Origin of the sequence: Georgenia sp. TF02-10 (genome assembly GCF_022759505.1) — a bacterium.
Taxonomy (GTDB): Bacteria; Actinomycetota; Actinomycetes; order Actinomycetales; family Actinomycetaceae; genus TF02-10.
The window spans coordinates 1,723,091-1,739,948 of record NZ_CP094289.1 but is presented as its reverse complement, the minus strand read 5'-3'; the positions used below and the strand labels follow the sequence as shown (position 1 = coordinate 1,739,948).

Sequence of the window (16,858 nt, the reverse complement as noted above, 5' to 3'; positions counted from 1 at the left end):
CGGCGGCCGACCGGAGGGAACCCCATGCCACACGTCGAGACCAGTGACGGCATCCGGCTGCACTACACCGAGCGCGGCTCCGGCCGGCCGTTGGTGATGATCCACGGCTGGACGTTCAGCGGCCGATTCTTCGACCAGAACGCCGAGGTGCTCGCCGAGCACGCCCGGGTGATCACCCTGGACCTGCGCGGCCACGGCGACTCCGACAAGCCCGCCCACGGCTACCGGGTCGCCCGGCTGGCCAAGGACCTGTTCGACCTGCTCGAGGCCCTCGACCTGCGCGAGGTCACCGTGCTCGGCTGGTCCCTGGGCTGCCCGGTGATCTGGAGCTACCTGGAGCTGTTCGGCACCCACCGCCTGGCCCAGGCCGTGCTCGTCGAGCAGAGCCCCCGGCAGTACATCGGCGTGGACTGGAAGTTCCCGCACGCCAGCAGCTTCGACGACGCCGGGCTGGCCACCCTGCAGGCGCAGACGGCGGCGGACCCGGCCGGCGGGGACCGTCAGCAGATCCAGACGATCATGCTGACCGAGCCCTCCGCGGAGCAGCGCGAGCTGTTCCTCGCCGAGATGGCCAAGTCCCCGCCGTCGGCCCGCAACGCGATCATGGCCGACCACACCCGCGCCGACTGGCGCGACCTGCTGCCCACCCTCGACCTGCCCACCCTGGTGCTCGTGGCCCGGCAGGACCGGGTCTTCGACTGGCGCGGCCCGGCCTGGGTCGGGGAGCACGTGCCCGGCGCCCGGACGGTCTTCTTCGAGAGCTCCAGCCACGCGCTGTTCCTCGACGAGCCGGACAAGTTCAACCAGGTGGTCGCCGACTTCCTGGCCGGTGCGTCATGACCGGGGCGATGCCGTTCCCCTATGGGGTCAGCGAGTTCACCACCCAGCCGTGGAGCTTCGAGGAGGACGTGGCCGGCTACGCCGACCTCGGCGTCGCGGCGATCGAGGTCTGCGAGGTCAAGCTCGACCCGGCCCGGGCCGACGAGCAGCTGGGCCGGGTGCAGGCGGCGGGGCTGACGGTCAGCTCGGTCCAGGCGACCGTCCGCACGGTGCTGCCCTCCGCCAGCCAGCCGAAGCCGCCCGACCGGGCGGACCGGCTGGCCGCGTTCCGTGCCTCGGTGGAGCGGATCGCGCCCTACGCCCCGGGCGCGGCCTTCGTCACCAACACCGGCCCGGCGCCCGGCGGGAACATGGCCGAGGCCCTCGACCGGGTGGTCGCCGACCACAAGGAGCTGGCCGCCGTCGCCGCCGACAACGGCGTCCGGATCGCGCTGGAACCGCTCAACCCCGTCTCGCTGAACCAGGAGACGGCGATCTGGACCTACCGGCAGGCCCTCGACGTCGTCGAGGCGGTGGGCCGGGACGAGGTCGGCATCTGCCTGGACCTGTGGAACCTGTGGCAGGACCCCGACCTGGTGAACGGGGTGCAGGCCGCCCCGGACCGGGTCTTCCTGCTCCAGGCCAGCGACTGGCGCACCCCGCGCTCCGGGATGGACCGCCGGAGCGTGGGCACCGGGGAGATCCCCACCGGGCGGCTGCTGCACGCGGTCTACGACGCCGGCTACCGCGGTCCGTGCGTGGTGGAGATCTTCTCCCAGGGCGTGCCGGACTCGCTCTACGACACCGACCTGCGCGAGCTGGTCCGGGCCAACCGCGCCGGCCTGGAGCAGGCGTGGCAGCAAGCATGACCGCCGGGGCCCCGGGCTGCCGGGGTCGGGGCGCCCGGCCGTGCCGCGGCGGGCCGCCGGCGATGACCGAGGACCGCCGCCGCGGCGGCCTGCGCGGCGAGGCCGGGCGCGTCGTCGAGTCCCGCGCCGCGCTCGGGGGCTGGCACCCGGTGGAGTGGCTGTGCGAGCTGGTCGGGACCGGCGGGCAGCTGTTCCTCGCGTTCGTCGTGGTGGCCGCCCTGGAGAGCCCGCTGTCGCCGCTGACCGCCGCGATCCCCAACCCGACCGTGCGGCTGGCCCTCATCGGCCTGATGATCGGCCTGCTCGCCGCGCTGGTCGCCGTGTCACCGCTCGGCCGGCGCAGCGGCGCCCACCTGAACCCCGCGGTGACCATCGGGTTCTGGGCCCGCGGCAGCACGCACGTGCACGACCTGCTGGGCTACGTCGCCGCCCAGGTGGTGGGGGCCGTGCTCGGCGCGCTGGCGTTCGGGGCGGTCATGGGCGAGTGGGCCCGGACCGCCGGCTACGCCCGCACCGAGCTGGGCCCGGGCGTCAGCGCCTGGCGCGCCTTCGGCATCGAGGTGGCGATCACCTTCCTCCTCGTGCTCGCCGTCCTGCTCATGACCTCCTCGCACCGGACCGCGCGGTGGACCCCGGCGGTGATCGCCCTCGCCCTGACCGTCCTCGTCCCGGTGGGCGGCCCGCCCACCGGGGCGAGCATGAACCCGGCCCGGACCCTGGGCCCGGACGTGGCCAGCGGCACCTACCCGGCCCTGTGGGTCTACCTGCTCGGCCCCGCGCTGGGGGCCGTGCTGGCCGCGCTGGCCTACCCGCTCCTCGCGGCCGGCCGGCGGGTCCTGACCGCCAAGGTGTTCCTCGACGAGCGCTACCACGACGTCCACGCCGTGCACCGGCCGCCGACCCCGGCGGGCGACGACGCCCCCGGCTGACCGCAGTACGACGCCGGTGCCTGGGCTGACCGGTACGACGGCGGCGCCCGGGCTGACCGGTACGACGGCGGTGCCCCGGCTGACCGGTACGACGGCGGTACGCACCCGCGCCGAGCGGGTCCGCCACCGGCGGTCAGCGGGCGAACAGCTCCGCGGCGAGCGCCTCGAGCGTCGGGGCCTGGTCCGCGCCGACCGGGAGCACCTGGGCGCAGACGTGCGAGGCGCCGGCGTCCAGGTGCGCCCGCAGGCCGGCCGCGAGCTGCGCGGGTGCGCCCCACCGGGTGAGCTCGTCGACGAGCCGGTCGCTGCCGCCGTCGGCCAGGTCCTCCGGCGTGAACCCCCACCGCAGCATCGTGCTGGTGTAGTTCGACATGCCCAGGTACCCGCCGAGCATCTGGCGGCCGGTGGCCCGCGCCCGGGTGCTGTCGGTCTCGCCGATGACCATGACCTCGGGAGCCAGCACGGCGCCCGGCCCGAGGACCTCCCGCGCCCAGGCCGTGTGCGCGGGCACGGTGAGGTACGGGTGGCTGCCGGCGGCACGGTCGGCGGCGAGGCGGAGCATCTTCGGGCCGAGCGCGGAGAGGACCCGCCGGTGGGCGGGCACGCCCTCGGCGTCGAGCACGTCGAGGTAGTCCGCCATGGCGGCCAGCGGGGCGCGGCGGGCCTTGTCGGCCTCCGGGTGGCCGCTGCCGAGGCCGAGCAGGAACCGCCCGGGGTGGTCCTGCTCGAGCCGGCGGAAGGACCGGGCCGTCTCGGCGGCGTCCGCGCGCCAGATGTTGACGATCCCGGTCGCGACGGTGATCCGCTCGGTCGCGGCGAGCGCGGCGGCGGCCTCCTCCAGGCCCGCTCCGGGGGAGCCGCCGACCCACAGGGTGCCGTACCCGAGCCGCTCGATCCGGGTGGCGAGGTCGGGGGTCAGGTCCGGGCGGCGGACCCAGACGCCGTAGCTGCCGAGGGGGTGCTGGGGGCTGGTCATAGCCGTCACGCTACGCCCGGTGGGCGAGGAGCACCGTGGCGCGGCGCTCGTCGGAAGGGCGGTGAGTGAGGCGCCCCGTGGCGCATCGCTCGCCCATGGCCCGCCGGTGCTTGCACCTCCGCTGTCTCATTGCGCGGCGACGGCGTACCGCGCGGTCATGGTGTGGCTCGCGCCGGCGTCGAGGGTGACCGCGTCGTCGAGGGCGTTGGCGGTCTCCACGCAGACCATGGATCGCCAGGCGCCGTCGGCGACGTCCGGCAGCGCCGCGGCCTTGGCCGCCCACGGGTTCCACACCACGGTGCTGGCCGAGCCGTCCTTGGTCACGGTGACGGCCCGGGACGCCGCCGGGTCGACGACGGTCGTCGGCGCGGTGGAGCGGTAGACCCGGTCGGTCTCCTCGGTGAGGGTGACCGGGCCGTGCTGGGTGCGCTGCTGCCCGGCACCGGCGGCCTTGTCCAGGTAGGCGGCGCCGTCGAGACCCTCCACCCGCACGGCGGTGACGTCCCGCACGGCGAGGTAGGTGTGCAGGGCCTCCTCGAGGACCACCGGCTCCCGCCCGGTGTTCTGCACGGTCAGGGCGAGCGTGAGCTCGGCGCCGACGGTGACGGTGTAGGTCAGGGTGAACGGGTGCGGCCACTCCCCCGCGCCGGGCAGGTCGGTGACGTCGGCGTCGGTCAGGCCCAGGACGAGGGTGACGGCGGCGCCGTCGTCCGTGGCGTCGAGGAGGTGCCAGGTGGCCAGCCGGGCGAAGCCGTGCGACGGCGCCCGGCCGCCGGGGGCGGGACCGAACCAGGGGAAGCAGATCGGCACGCCGCCGCGGATCGCCGAGCCCGGCGCGAACCGGCTCGCCGCGCTCAGCCAGAGCACCGGGTCCTGCCCGGCCGGGCGCCAGGCGGTGACGTGGGCGCCGTGGAGGTAGACCTCGGCGTCGGCGTCGCGGCCGGCGACCCGGAGCACCGGCAGGCCGCCCTGCCCGGTGCCGAGGGTGACGGCGGCGGGCAGGTCCGCGGCGCGGATCGCGGGCACGGTCTCAGCGCCCGAGCTCGGCGTCGTCCCGTCGCTCCTCGATGTAGGCGTTGAGGACCTCGGCGGAGAGGGCGTCGATCCGCTCGCCGATGCGGTTGGCCTCGCGGCGGGCGGCCGTCTTGCCCATGGCGGCGAGCAGGGGCAGGGATGCCTCGAGCTTGTCGAGCTGACGGCGCCACTGCTCGACCCGGCGCACCTCGGCGGCGCCGTCGGCGGAGACAGCCAGGTAGGTGGTCTGGTCGCGCAGCACGTTGATGCGCCTGCGCAGACCCTCCGGGCCCTTGCCCGCGCTGCGGCTCCCGGCCAGGCGGCCCACCTGCTTCTCGACGGCGGCGAAGGCCTCGGGGTAGTCGCGGCGCATCTTGGTGATGGTCGGTCCCATCGCCTGGACGACCTTCCAGACCGTGGGTCCGGCCATCGCGGCGACCTTGATGAGCGAGCCGAGCTTGGCCATGTGGTCCTTCCTCCGTGGAGCGGCCTGCCCCTCCGGGGCCGGCCGGCAGGCTGGGCCAGGTCAGCGTGCCACGCCAGGGCGGCGGACGCCACGGCGGGCCTTCTCGCTGACGGCCTACCCTGGGAGGGACCCCGGCCGTCGATCTCGGAGACCCATGCCCGCCCTCGCCCCCGGCACCACCCCGCACGCTGGTACCGCCCCGCGCCCCGGCGCCGCTCCGCGCCCCGGCGCCGCTCCGCGCCCTGGGGCCACTGTGGGCCCGGGCACCGCTCCGAACCCCTGCGACCCCTGCGCCGGCCGCGCCCTGAACCCCTCCGCGGTGCTGCTCGACCTGGACGGCACCCTGACCGACTCCGCCGCGGTCATCACGACTGCCATCGCCGAGGCGCTGGCGACCTTCGGCTACCCCCCGCCCGCGGACCTGCTCGCCTTCGTCGGCCCACCCATCCGGGAGGGGCTCACCCGCTTCGGCGGCGTCCGCCCGGAGGACCTGGAGGCCGTGGTGGCGGACTACCGCTCCCGGTACTCCGCGCGGATGCTCGCCGCACCGCTCTACCCGGGGATGGCCGAGCTGGTCGCCGACCTCGACGCCGCCGGCGTGCCGCTCGCGCTGGCGACGTCCAAGATGCTGTCGATGGCCAGGCCGATCCTGGACCGCCACGGCCTCACCGAGCACTTCACCGTCGTGTGCGGGGCCACCGCGGACGAGACCCGCAGCGCCAAGGCGGACATCGTCGCCGACGCCCTCGCCGGCCTGCGTGCCGCCGGGGCGGACACATCGCGGGCGGTCATGGTCGGTGACCGCCACCACGACGTCGACGGCGCCACCGCCCACGGCATCCCCGCCGTCCTGGTGGCCTGGGGCTACGGCGGGCCGGCCGAGGCCGACGGCGCCCGCTGCGTCGTCCAGGACGCCGTCGAGCTGGCCGAGGTGCTCGGGCTGGGGTGACCGGCCGAGCCCGAGCTGAGGCGAGCGAGCGTGCCTCAGTCGCAGTCATCGGAGCAGCGGCTCCCCGCGGCGGCCCGGGCCTGGCGACCCGGAGAGACGCTGGCAGCGACGGCGGCTTCGGATTGCAGCGGTCGTAGCAGCTTGGTTATAGCGGCCATAAGACAAGAACTCACTCCTGTCCAGGGCAGCGGGATCTCCGAAAATGCTGCGGCGTGTCGCGGCAGGCCTCCCCAGAAGAGTGCATACTCAAACCCCGCACGGTCGGCGACCTCGGGGACTGCGCTCGGCCGCGGTTGAGACATGCTGCTCCCTTCGTTGAGCCTTTGGTTAGGACCCTCGGTTCGGTCGTTTACGGCGCGTATACCGGGGACCGGACCGCGCCCGTCGTCCAGGCCGGCTACGAGGTGAGCACCGCCCACCGACCTTCGGAAACGACCTCGACCGTGCCGTCGTGCACCGTGATGGCGCTTTGGTCGTCGATGGCGTAAGCGGGCCCGTCGATGCTGGCCGCCCAGCGCTCCGCCTCGGCCAGGCTGTTCTCCGCGAAGACGTCGAGGTGCGGGAAGATGGAGAAGTCCACGACGCCGAGGGTGCGATCGTCGGGCGCGGACGTCCACTCCACGAAGTCATCGCCGATCCGCGGGGTCATCACCATGCTGCCGGCACTGACCCCGACCCAGACCGTGTCAACCAGCGACGGGAGGCGGTCGGCCAACCCTGAGGCCCGCAACCAGTGGCACAGATACGTGGCCTCGCCGCCGGCGACCAGTAGCACGTCGGCCTGTTGGACCCAGGGCACCCACTGCTCCTCGCCTATCGTGGGGAGCGCAGTCAGCTCGAGAACGCCGAGCGACTTCCAGCCCAGGGACGTCATGCCACCCCACGCGCGCCCGTCCAGATAGCCCTGCGCTGGGACCGTCGCGTCCCGGGGGAAGCCCCACTGTGCCGTGGGGATGCAAAGCGCGGTGGAACCGGCGATCGGCCGGCCGAGCATGTCGACCAGCGCATCGCTGATGCTGGTGTTGGTGATGCCGCCGGACGTGAGGAGAAGCTTCATGTGTTCCTTCCGGGACTCGCAGAGTCTCGTCGGAGCGACGGCTCGACGGCCTCCCGAACTGATAGTGAACTGCAAGTGGTTAGGGAACTAAGCTATCAAGACGGCTCGTCCAGATTGCCGCGCACCTTATCTACATAATCCGCGCCGGTGAAGTATCGGTCCCGCCACGTCCCCGCGGAAGCGTGCAGCGCAGCCAGGCGGGTCTGCGTTGTCTGCTCGCCGTACTGGATGCGTATCGCCCGACGGATCAGTTCAGAGCGCGACGCACCGATACGAGCGGCGGCGCGAGCAAGGAGAGTCATCTCCTCGTCGTCCAGGTCGAGCTGGATCCGATGCATGCCGTCATCACGCATCAGTCAGTACCGCAGGGGAAGACCGCGCCAAAATTCTGGCTTCTGCTGACTTGGGTCGAGTGCGGCAATGACCACGGCAGCCCAGCGGCTATGGAGCCAGGAAGGCCGCGACGACGGCCCTCGCCCTGCGCCCGCCCGACCCTCGGTGGGTCGAGGCGGGCGCGCAGCTGGTGGCCATGGAAGTCACCGGGGCTGCGCCAGACCACGCCCGGTCCGCCGGCCAGTTCATCGACCACGCCGATGTCAAGGCCCTCGCTCGGCGACGCCGCCTGACCGCCCGACGCGAGCACACCCACCTGAGGCACGCGGCGGGGTTTCGCGAGCACCTCCAGGTGGTGTACCACTGACCGCGCCAGAGGTAGGGCACACTGGCGCGATGAGCGATCGTTCGGGCCGGCGGCTCCGGATCGACTCCGGCCGGCTCCTCGGCGAGGTCAGCCGTGTCGGTCGGCGCGCGCGGCAGGTCTGGCGCCCCACCCGCTCCCAGATGCTGGACCAGGCCGTGGCTCAGCCCCCCGCCGCACCACCGACCCCAGCCGCCCCGCTGACGACCCGGGGCGGCCCACGCCCCACCGTCGCGGGCCGGGTCTCGGTCCGCCGGATGCCGGAGCGGACCTCCGCCGACAGCAACGGGGACGTCAGCCGGTGGCTGCGCCGGTGGGGCATGTCGGCGTGGCTGTTCATCGGGATCGTCATCGCCGTCGGCCTGGTCGTCTTCGCCACCAGCCGCATCCAGGCGGTGTTCATCGCCGTCTTCCTCGCCCTGGTGATCACCTCGGTGCTGGACCCGATCGTCACGTGGCTGTCTCGGGCCATGCCGCGCCCCCTCGCCACCGCCCTGGCGCTGCTCGGCGGCTTTGCGGTCCTGGGCGGTCTGCTGACCTACGTCATCTCCTCCGTCGCCGGGCAGTGGGACTTCCTGGCCGACCGGTTCGGCCAGGGCATCAACACCATCCTGGACTTCCTGGAGAACGGGCCGCTGCCCTTCCACTTCACCCAGGCGGAGATCAACGACGCGATCAACGGGCTCGTCAACGAGGCGACCACCTACGTCCAGGAGAACGCCACCGACCTCGCCGGGCAGATCCTGAACAACGCCGGCGCCGTAGCACTGGTCTTCACCGTGCTCGCCCTGGGCCTGTTCGTCACCATCTTCTTCCTCGCCCGCGGGGCGCACATGTGGCGGTGGTTCCTGGGCCAGCTGCCGGCCCGCAGCCGCGAGCGGGTGAACACCGCAGCCAGCGCCGGCTGGTACACCTTCTCCGGCTACGCCCGGGGCACGATGATCGTCGCCAGCGCCGACGCCGTCATGGCGTTCATCCTCCTCACGGTCGTCGGGGTGCCGCTCGCCGCGCCGCTGTCGGTCCTGGTGTTCATCGGCGCGTTCATCCCGCTCATCGGTGCCCCGCTGGCGATGATCGTCGCCGCGGTGGTGGCGCTGGCCGCGGAGGGGTTCATCGCCGCGATCATCGTCACGGTCGGGGTCGCGCTCATCGGGCAGATCGAGGGTCACATCCTCGAGCCCCTCGTCATGGGCCGGCAGGTCTCGTTGCACCCGGTGGTGGTGGCCCTCGGTGTCACGGCCGGAACCTTCCTCGCCGGGCTGCTCGGGGCGATCGTCGCCATCCCGCTGCTGGCGGTGGTCTGGGCGGTCTACTCGGCCATGCGCAGGTATGGCCAGCCCGACGGCGAGGAGCCGGGCCGGTACTGAGCGCGGCGGTGGGTGCCCGCGCAGGCTGGCCGAGGGACGGCGGCGGGCGGCCCGGGGTGGCGCGGGCTCGGCGGACGGCCTGGGTGGAGCTCGGCGGACGGCCTGAGGGCGGAGCTCGCGGACGGCCGAGGCCTCCGGCGCTCGATGCTCAGCGGAAGTCCCGGGAGGTGGCCGGCACGGCCAGGCTCAGCGGCTCGATCCGGTCCGCCACCAGGTTCGTCACGCCGTCGGCCCGTTCCAGGACCCCGCGCACGACGAGCGCGGCGGCGGTCCGGGCCACCTTCCGGTACCGGGCCCACAGGCCCGCCGAGCACACGACGTTGAGCAGGCCGGTCTCGTCCTCCAGGGACAGGAACGTCACCCCGGCGGCGGTGTGCGGGCGCTGGCGGTGGGTGACCACCCCGGCCACCCGCAGCCGTTCCCCCGGTGGCCGGCGGCCCAGGTCGGCCACCGGGAGCACGCCGGCCGCCGCCAGCTCGGCACGGCGGAACTGGGTGGGGTAGGTGCTCGGGGAGACGCCGGTGGCCCACACGTCGGCGACGGCGGTCTCCACCGGGGCCATGGCCGGCAGCTCCGGCGCCGCCGCCCCCACCGTGGTGCCCGGCAGCGGCGGCTGGTACCAGGTGGGCCCGGGCTCCCCCGGGCCGGCGCCGCGCCACGGCCGGGCACCGGGCTCCACCCGGCGGGCGCCCGGCCCGGCGGTGCGACCACCGGTCCCTGCCGTGCGGGCGCCGGGCCCGCTGCGCCGCCGCGTGTGCCGGGTCCCGTGCTCCCCGGCCACCGCCCCCGCCGCCCACAGCGCCTGGCGCCGCTCCAGGCCGAAGCAGCCCAGGGCGCCGGCGGTGGCCAGGGCCTCCAGCTGGGCGGCGGTGAGGTCCACCCGGCGCGCGAGGTCGGGCAGGTCGGCGAAGGGGCCGCCTCGCTCCCGCTCGGCGACGATCCGCTCCGCCGTCTGCTCGCCCACCCCGCGCACCGGGGCCAGGCCGAGCCGCACGGCGAGGCCCGGGTGGGAGTGGACCAGGTGGGCGACGCCGGCCGCCTCGTCGGCCGACCCGCCGCCACCCGCCCCGCCGTCGGCCGGACCCGCCTCCCCCACCCGCTCCACCGTGGCCTGGACGGCCGAGACGTTGACGTCCGCGCGCTGCACCGCGACCCCGTGCCGGCGGGCGTCGGCCACCAGGGACTGCGGGGAGTAGAAGCCCATGGGCTGCGCGGCCAGCAGCGCCGCGTAGAACGCCTCGGGATGGTGGACCTTGAGCCAGGCGCTGGCGTAGACGAGGTAGGCGAAGGAGAAGGCGTGGGACTCGGGGAAGCCGAAGTCGGCGAAGGCCTTGAGCTTGTCGTAGATCTGCTCGGCCACCGGCGCGCTCACCCCGTTGGCCGCCATGCCGGCCAGCAGCCGCCCGCGCAGGGCCGCCATCCGCTCCTCCGAGCGCTTGGCCCCCATGGCCTTGCGCAGCTGGTCGGCCTCGGCGGGGGTGAACCCGGCGACGTCGATGGCGATCTGCATGAGCTGCTCCTGAAACAGCGGCACGCCGAGGGTCTTGGCCAGCGCCGGCTCGAGGAGGGGGTGGAGGTAGGTGACCGCCTCCCGGCCGCGGCGGCGGTTGAGGTAGGGGTTGACCGAGTCCCCCTGGATGGGGCCGGGCCGGATCAGCGCGACCTCGACGACGATGTCGTAGAAGCACTGCGGCCGCAGCCGCGGCAGGGTGGCCATCTGCGCGCGGGACTCCACCTGGAAGACCCCGACCGTGTCCGCCGCGCAGAGCAGGTCGTACACCGCCGGGTCTTCCTGGGGCAGGGAGTGCAGCCCGAGCTCGGCCGCCCCGGCCGGGGCGGCGGCGTTGATGGCGTCGAAGGCGATCCGCAGCGCGGTGAGCATCCCCAGGCCGAGCAGGTCGAACTTCACCAGCCCGGCGTCGGCGCAGTCGTCCTTGTCCCACTGCAGCACGGTGCGCCCGGGCATGGTGGCCCACTCCACCGGGCACACCTCGATGACCGGCCGGTCGCACAGGACCATGCCGCCGGAGTGGATGCCCAGGTGGCGGGGCAGGCGCAGCATCTGCTCGGCGACGTCCAGGACCGGCGCGGGGATGCCGTCGAGATCCCCGGCCGGGGCGGGGGCCGGCTCGTCCCGTCCCGGACCGTCCCGCGCCGGGCCCTCCCGACGGCGCCCGGGGGCGCCGCGGCGGCCGGCGTCGGCGGGGCGCAGGCTCCCCCACCGCTCGATGCTCTTGGACCAGGCGTCCTGCTGGCCGACGTCGTAGCCGAGGGCCCGGGCGGCGTCGCGCACCGCCGAGCGGGGCCGGTAGGAGATCACGTTGGCCACCTGGGCGGCGTGCTCGCGCCCGTAGCGGGCGTAGACGTGCTGGATGACCTCCTCCCGCCGGCCGGACTCGATGTCCAGGTCGATGTCCGGCGGGCCGGAGCGTCCCGGGGAGAGGAACCGCTCGAAGAGCAGCCGGTGCTGGACGGCGTCCACCGCGGTGATGCCCAGGGCGAAGCAGACGGCGGAGTTCGCGGCCGAGCCGCGGCCCTGGCACAGGATCCGCTGCTCCCGGCAGAACTGGACGATCTCGTGGACGATGAGGAAGTACCCCGGGAAGTGCAGCCGGGTGATGATGTCCAGCTCGTGCTCGATCATCTCGTAGGCGCCCGGGACACGCTCAGCCCCGCGCGGGCCGTAGCGCTCGGCGGCGCCGCGGTAGGTCAGCTCGCGCAGCCAGGTGGCCTCGGTGTGCTCGGGCGGGACGGGGTACGGGGGCAGGTCCGGGGCGACGAGCTGGAGGTCGAAGGCGCACTCGGCGGCCAGCGCCGCCGCGGCGGGCACCGCCCCGGGGTGGCGGTGGTGCCGGGCGGCCATCTCGGCCCCCGAGCGCAGGTGGGCCGGGGCGGTGGGGAGCCAGCCGTCGATCTCCGCCAGGGTCGCCCGGGCCCGGGTGGCGGCCAGGACGTCGGCGAGGGGCTGGTCGGCCGGCCGGGCGCAGTGCACGGCGCCGGTGGCGACCAGCGGCAGGGCCGCCGCGGCGGCGAGCTCGGCCAGGACGTCGTTGCGGGCCGAGTCCAGGGGGGCGCCGGTGTCGGTGATCTCCACCGCGACGTTGTCCCGGCCGAACAGCGCGGTGAGCCGGTCCAGCTCGGCGCGGGCCGCCCGGACGCCGTCGCTCGGCCCGCCGACGGCGGCCCCGCCGTCGGCGGTCCCGGCCGCGGTCCCGCCGCCGGTCCCGGCGGCGGTCCCCCCGCCCGCCAGGGCCCGGCGCACCGCGCCCTTGCGGCAGCCGGTGAGCACCAGCCACTCCCCGCCCGCCTGCGCGGCGAGGTCCTCGAGGTCGAAGCTCGCCCGGCCCTTCACCCCGGAGTCCAGGTGGCCGCGGGCGAGGGCGCGGGCGAGGCGCCGGTAGCCCTCGGCCCCGCGGGCGAGGACGAGCAGGTGGGTGCCGTCGGGGTCGGGGCGCCCGCTCATCCCGGCCACCGCGCCCGGGCCCTCGTGCGCCCCGGCCCGGCCGGTGGTGCCCAGGTTCAGCTCGGCGCCCAGCACGGTGGGCAGGGCGAGGGCGCGGGCGGCCTCGGCCAGGCGCACCACCCCGTAGAGGCCGTCGTGGTCGGTCAGGGCCAGGCCCGACAGGGCCAGCCGGGCCGCCTCGGCGGCGAGCTCCTCCGGCAGGCTCGCGCCGTCGAGGAAGCTGAAGGCCGAGTGCGCGTGCAGCTCGGCGTAGGGGACGGTGGACACCGCTTGATCATATCGAACATGTGTTCTGTTAGGGCTACCGGCGCCACCCGGCGGCGGTGTGCTGGGCGGCCCGGACCACCGCGCCGGGGTCGCGCTTCTCGGTGAGCCATGCGGCGGCGCTGCTGCCGCCGAGCTCAGGGTTCTCGCCGGCGAACCACAGCAGGTGCGTCAGGTCGTCCATCCCGCCCTGGCTCAGCGCTCGGAGCGCAGCACCGACACCGGGGAGCACGGCACCGTCCACGTCGAACTGCCACTCCGGGTACACGGTTGAGCCGTCAGAGGTCCGCAGGGCCAGCAGGTCGCGGCGCCGGACCCGCTCGTCGATCACCTGCCGGCTCACGCCCAGCCATCCGATGAGGTCGGCGGCCACGAAGACGGGTCCCACCGCCTCGGTCGCGGGGTCCTCGCCGTGGCCGGCGCACGGCACGTCCTCGACCTCGCCCTTCGGCACGCCGCCACCTCCAAGCGTCGACCGTGCCGACGAATCTACGCCGGTGTGCCTCGGGCAGTCAGCCCCCCGCCCACGGACCACCCGCTCGTCCGATCAGTCGTAGACGCCCTCCACCCACCAGGACCCCTCCTCCAGCACGAGCAGCAGGGCCGGCGCGTCGGCCAGGGACACCTGGAGGTAGGCCCGGCGCCGCCGGTCGCTCGCCCACCAGCGCTCGGTCACCGGCCAGGGCCCGGCCCAGCCGGTCACCGTCCGCTCCCCGGCCGGCCAGCACGCCGTCGTCCCCGGCTCGGCGGCGGGCAGCCGCACCCGGGCCGGGGCGGCGCTGGCCAGGCCGCGGGCGTCCACCCGCACGGGCGCCCCGCCGTCGTCGGCCACCTCCACGGGCACGGGCTCGGCCGGCACCGTGGCCGGCGACGGGCTGGGCAGCTGCCCCGGCCAGGGGGCGTCGGTCCGGCGCAGCGGGGCCGCCTCGTCCCCCCAGACGACGAGCCGGGTGGTCGAGCGCGGGTCGCGGCCGCCCTGGAGCACCGGGGCGAGCACGCCGTCGGGCCCCAGCAGGCCCTGGACGCGCAGCGCCGCCCGGTCCGCCTGGGCCTGCCCGCGCCGGGCCCGGCCCCACAGCCCGTCCTGCACCGCCCCGGCGGGGCTGACCTCCTGGGCGGTCAGGGCGAGGTGGACCAGCGGCGCCGCGGGCGGCCGGCCGCTGCGCCCGGCGAGCCACCCCTCGAGCTGCCAGCGGACCCGGTCAGTGAGCTCGCGGGCGGTGGGGGCGCCGTCCAGGGCCCAGGTGCGGGTCAGCGTGGTCCCGTCCTCGGTACGGGCCTCGACCTGGAGGCGGCCGCAGACCACCCCGCGCCGCAGCATCCGCTCGGCCAGCTGCTCGGCCAGGCCGCGGGCGGCGAAGGCGGCGACGTCGGCCCGGTCGGCCGGCGGGTCGAGGTCGGCGGCGGCGACGACGTCCTGCTCGGGGCGGCGGGCGACCACCGGGCGTCCGTCCAGCCCGCGGGCCAGGCGCTGCGCGGTCAGCCCCAGCCCGCCGAAGCGGGCGGCGACGTCGCCGGGCGCCAGCGACGCCAGGGCGCCCAGCGTGCGCAGGCCCAGGCGCCGCAGGAGGTCGACGAGCTCGGCGACCTCCGCGCGGGACCCGCGGTCGGCGACGGCGTGGCCGACCATGCCGACGTCCTGGGGGGCGAGGAAGGCGACGGCGGCCGCCTGCCCCGGGGGGACGACGACGCCGCGCCGGGCGGCCAGGACGGCGGTGAGCATGCCGTCGCCGATGCCGACCTGGCACTCCGCCCCCGCCTCCTCGGCCAGGACGCCGACGAGCGTCTCGGCCAGCGCCTCCTCCGAGCCCAGGTGCCGCGTGGGCCCCCGGGCGGCCATGACGACCAGGCCGGGACGGACCACCTCGACGCCGGCCACCACCGTCTCCACGACCTGGACGAGGGGCTCGAAGGCGCGGGCGTCCCGGACCTCGTCCACGCCGAGGAGCGCGAGCTCGGGGCACAACTGCTGGGCGGTGCGCCGGCGCATGCCACGGCGCACCCCCGCGGCCCGGGCGGCGGCGGAGGTCACCACCACCCCGCGCCCGTCGTGGACCGCCACGGGGGCGTCCGGCGGGACGGCCCCCTCGGCGACGGCCGCGGCGACCGGCCAGTCCGGGACCCACACGACCGCCCGGCGCAGGGCCTGGGCGGGCGGGCCGCTCGGCGACAGCGGGGGCGTACCGGGCGGCGCGGGTGCACCGGCCGCCGTCGGCGCGACGGTCGTAGCAGGTGCACCGGCCGCCGTCGGCGCGGCGTGGGAGACGGCCACTACCCCACCGCCCGCAGCACCGGCGCCTGCTCGGCGGGCCCGCCCACGTCGGCGGGCCGGGCCGGCCCCGTGGCCCGGACCGTGCCCGCGCCCAGGCTGACCTCCACCGTCCGCACCGGCCCGGCCGCCGCCCCCCGGCCGACGGCGGTGATGACCATCCGCTGCCGGGCGAGCGTCCCCCACCCCCGGCCGAGCCCCTCCCAGCCGGTGCGCTCGACCGTCAGGGCCAGGTTCGCCCCCGGCCAGGGCCCGGCGCTCAGGAGCACGCCCTGCCGGGCCCGCAGGCGGGCGGAGAGGGACCGGCGGTCCCGGTCGGACAGGGCCGGGCAGCGGCCGACGACGAGCAGGTCGACCCCGTCGGCCAGCGCGCCGAGCACGGCCGGGGCGTCGGGACCGGGCCGGGGGACGACGAGCACCCGGTCCAGGTCCAGCCCGGCCTCGGCGGCCGCGCGCCAGCCCACGTCCGGCAGCGCGGTGAGCGCGCTCCACGCCCCCACGGCGGCGGCGCCGGCGGCGAGGGTGAGGAGCAGGGAGGTCGAGCCCGCGACCTGCACCACGGTGCCGCGCGCGAGCACCCCGCCGGGGAAGAGGGGCGCCAGGGCCGCGGGCACCGGCAGGTCGTCCCCCGGGGCGGGGGCGGCGGGGGCAGCCGGGACCGTCGCCGGGGACGGCGGGACCGCCGTCGTCCCGGGGCCCGCCGTCGGGACCGGGACCTGCGCCGCGGCCGGCGGGGCCGCCGTCGGCCCGGGGCCCGCCGGGTCGACCGCCGGTCCGGGGACCGCCACCAGCGCGGTGGCGCCCGCCGACCCGGCCGCCGGCAGCCGGGTACGCAGCCCGGCGGCCGTCTCCGCCCGGGTCAGCGCCGAACGAGCTGCCGCCAGCCGGGCCTGCCGGTCTACCATCCCGGCAGTCGCGAGCGCGGTGCCCACCTCCTCACCCCACCTCCTGTCGAACTGCTGTTCGACTAGTGTTCGGCCGTCGTCCCCGGCCTGTCAACCGCGGCCACCCAGGCATCGTCGCCGCGGCCGGTGACATCGCCCGGCCCCACCGACCCGGCCGGCCCGTGTCCCCGGAGCGGGATAGGTTGGACAGCTGACCGAGCAGTTCCCGAGCAGGAGGAGGACACGTGAACCTCGACCGACCCCTCGCGCAGGACCCCTACGAGAAGCTGCCCGCCGTGCCCGCGTTCTCGGTGACCTCCACCGACCTCACCGACGGCGCCCCCATGCCGGCGGCGCACAGCAAGGCCGGCGGCAACGTCTCGCCCCAGCTGTCCTGGTCCGGGTTCCCGGCCGAGACCAGGGGCTTCGTGGTCACCTGCTTCGACCCGGACGCCCCCACGCCGTCGGGCTGGTGGCACTGGGCGGTGGTGGACCTGGACGCCGGCACCACCGAGCTGGAGCAGGGCGCCGGGCAGTCCGACCTGATGCTCCCGGGCGCGGCCTCTCACCTGCGCAACGACGACGGCGAGCACGCCTACACCGGTGCGGCGCCGCCGCCCGGGGACCGGGCGCACCGGTACTACTTCGTCGTGCACGCCCTGGACACCGAGACCCTGGAGCTGGACGAGGACGTCTCGCTGGCTAAGGCGGCGGGCACGGCACGGCCGCACACCCTCGCCCGGGGCATCCTCGTGGCCACCTTCCAGAGCTGACCGGCCGTGCCGCAGACACCCCCGCCGCAGACGCCCCCGTCCGGACCGGCCGGAGAGCCGGC

Annotated in this window: 15 protein-coding genes; 6 read left to right on the top strand and 9 right to left on the bottom strand. The window is 75.9% G+C overall.

The window, feature by feature from the left end:
- Positions 1-24: 24 nt before the first annotated feature.
- The 3 genes from MF406_RS07845 to MF406_RS07835 all read left to right on the top strand — a co-directional run bounded on the left by MF406_RS07845 (position 25) and on the right by MF406_RS07835 (position 2,617).
- Positions 25-840, top strand: a complete 816-nt coding sequence (locus tag MF406_RS07845) for an alpha/beta fold hydrolase (protein ID WP_242897449.1) — start codon at positions 25-27, stop codon at positions 838-840.
- An 8-nt stretch (positions 841-848) separates the two neighbouring features.
- The gene (locus tag MF406_RS07840; RefSeq protein WP_242897447.1) at positions 849-1,688 is read left to right on the top strand and encodes a sugar phosphate isomerase/epimerase; all 840 of its coding nucleotides are present in this window, start codon (positions 849-851) and stop codon (positions 1,686-1,688) included.
- Positions 1,689-1,750: 62 nt separating this feature from the next.
- A complete protein-coding gene (locus MF406_RS07835) occupies positions 1,751-2,617 on the top strand; it encodes an MIP/aquaporin family protein (protein ID WP_242897445.1) in 867 nt (288 codons plus the stop codon).
- A gap of 133 nt (positions 2,618-2,750) precedes the next feature.
- Here the strand turns inward: MF406_RS07835 and MF406_RS07830 are convergent, their stop codons facing one another.
- The 3 genes from MF406_RS07830 to MF406_RS07820 form a co-directional block, all read right to left on the bottom strand.
- Entirely contained in the window at positions 2,751-3,593 is an 843-nt protein-coding gene (locus tag MF406_RS07830) for a TIGR03620 family F420-dependent LLM class oxidoreductase (protein ID WP_242897443.1), read from the bottom strand.
- 126 nt (positions 3,594-3,719) lie between these two features.
- Entirely contained in the window at positions 3,720-4,619 is a 900-nt protein-coding gene (locus tag MF406_RS07825; RefSeq protein ID WP_242897441.1) for a D-hexose-6-phosphate mutarotase, read from the bottom strand.
- Between the two features lie 4 nt (positions 4,620-4,623).
- Positions 4,624-5,073: a hypothetical protein gene (locus MF406_RS07820; protein WP_242897440.1), complete on the bottom strand. Its 450-nt coding sequence runs from the start codon at positions 5,071-5,073 to the stop codon at positions 4,624-4,626.
- 319 nt (positions 5,074-5,392) lie between these two features.
- On the opposite strand from MF406_RS07820, the gene MF406_RS07815 reads away from it, so the two are divergent.
- A complete protein-coding gene (locus MF406_RS07815) occupies positions 5,393-6,022 on the top strand; it encodes an HAD hydrolase-like protein (RefSeq protein ID WP_242897728.1) in 630 nt (209 codons plus the stop codon).
- A 397-nt stretch (positions 6,023-6,419) separates the two neighbouring features.
- On the opposite strand, the gene MF406_RS07810 is transcribed toward MF406_RS07815, so the two are convergent.
- Entirely contained in the window at positions 6,420-7,079 is a 660-nt protein-coding gene (locus MF406_RS07810; protein WP_242897438.1) for a Type 1 glutamine amidotransferase-like domain-containing protein, read from the bottom strand.
- Positions 7,080-7,174: 95 nt separating this feature from the next.
- On the bottom strand, positions 7,175-7,432 hold the full coding sequence (locus MF406_RS07805; protein WP_242897436.1) for a CopG family transcriptional regulator: 258 nt from the start codon (positions 7,430-7,432) through the stop codon (positions 7,175-7,177).
- Between the two features lie 376 nt (positions 7,433-7,808).
- Here MF406_RS07805 and MF406_RS07800 point away from each other — a divergent pair, with 376 nt between their 5' ends.
- On the top strand, positions 7,809-9,143 hold the full coding sequence (locus MF406_RS07800) for an AI-2E family transporter (protein ID WP_242897435.1): 1,335 nt from the start codon (positions 7,809-7,811) through the stop codon (positions 9,141-9,143).
- Positions 9,144-9,291: 148 nt separating this feature from the next.
- On the opposite strand, the gene MF406_RS07795 is transcribed toward MF406_RS07800, so the two are convergent.
- From MF406_RS07795 to MF406_RS07780, 4 genes are all read right to left on the bottom strand, one after another.
- Complete coding sequence (locus tag MF406_RS07795; protein ID WP_242897433.1) at positions 9,292-12,873, bottom strand: error-prone DNA polymerase; 3,582 nt, start codon at positions 12,871-12,873, stop codon at positions 9,292-9,294.
- A gap of 34 nt (positions 12,874-12,907) precedes the next feature.
- A complete protein-coding gene (locus MF406_RS07790; protein ID WP_242897431.1) occupies positions 12,908-13,324 on the bottom strand; it encodes a hypothetical protein in 417 nt (138 codons plus the stop codon).
- Between the two features lie 93 nt (positions 13,325-13,417).
- Entirely contained in the window at positions 13,418-15,142 is a 1,725-nt protein-coding gene (locus MF406_RS07785; protein ID WP_242897430.1) for a DNA polymerase Y family protein, read from the bottom strand.
- Positions 15,142-16,071 carry a hypothetical protein gene (locus MF406_RS07780; RefSeq protein WP_242897428.1) on the bottom strand — a complete coding sequence of 310 codons (930 nt, stop codon included), beginning with the start codon at positions 16,069-16,071 and terminating at the stop codon, positions 15,142-15,144. The genes MF406_RS07785 and MF406_RS07780 overlap by 1 nt, the downstream gene beginning before the upstream one ends.
- A gap of 197 nt (positions 16,072-16,268) precedes the next feature.
- Here MF406_RS07780 and MF406_RS07775 point away from each other — a divergent pair, with 197 nt between their 5' ends.
- Positions 16,269-16,796: a YbhB/YbcL family Raf kinase inhibitor-like protein gene (locus MF406_RS07775; protein WP_242897426.1), complete on the top strand. Its 528-nt coding sequence runs from the start codon at positions 16,269-16,271 to the stop codon at positions 16,794-16,796.
- The last annotated feature ends 62 nt before the right edge of the window (positions 16,797-16,858 follow it).

Coding starts and splice junctions, on each gene's coding strand:
- MF406_RS07810 (WP_242897438.1), bottom strand. CDS start 7,079: ATGAAGCTTCTCCTCACGTCCGGCGGCATCACCAACACCAGCATCAGC.
- MF406_RS07840 (WP_242897447.1), top strand. CDS start 849: ATGCCGTTCCCCTATGGGGTCAGCGAGTTCACCACCCAGCCGTGGAGC.
- MF406_RS07845 (WP_242897449.1), top strand. CDS start 25: ATGCCACACGTCGAGACCAGTGACGGCATCCGGCTGCACTACACCGAG.
- MF406_RS07835 (WP_242897445.1), top strand. CDS start 1,751: ATGACCGAGGACCGCCGCCGCGGCGGCCTGCGCGGCGAGGCCGGGCGC.
- MF406_RS07830 (WP_242897443.1), bottom strand. CDS start 3,593: ATGACCAGCCCCCAGCACCCCCTCGGCAGCTACGGCGTCTGGGTCCGC.
- MF406_RS07805 (WP_242897436.1), bottom strand. CDS start 7,432: ATGCGTGATGACGGCATGCATCGGATCCAGCTCGACCTGGACGACGAG.
- MF406_RS07800 (WP_242897435.1), top strand. CDS start 7,809: ATGAGCGATCGTTCGGGCCGGCGGCTCCGGATCGACTCCGGCCGGCTC.
- MF406_RS07820 (WP_242897440.1), bottom strand. CDS start 5,073: ATGGCCAAGCTCGGCTCGCTCATCAAGGTCGCCGCGATGGCCGGACCC.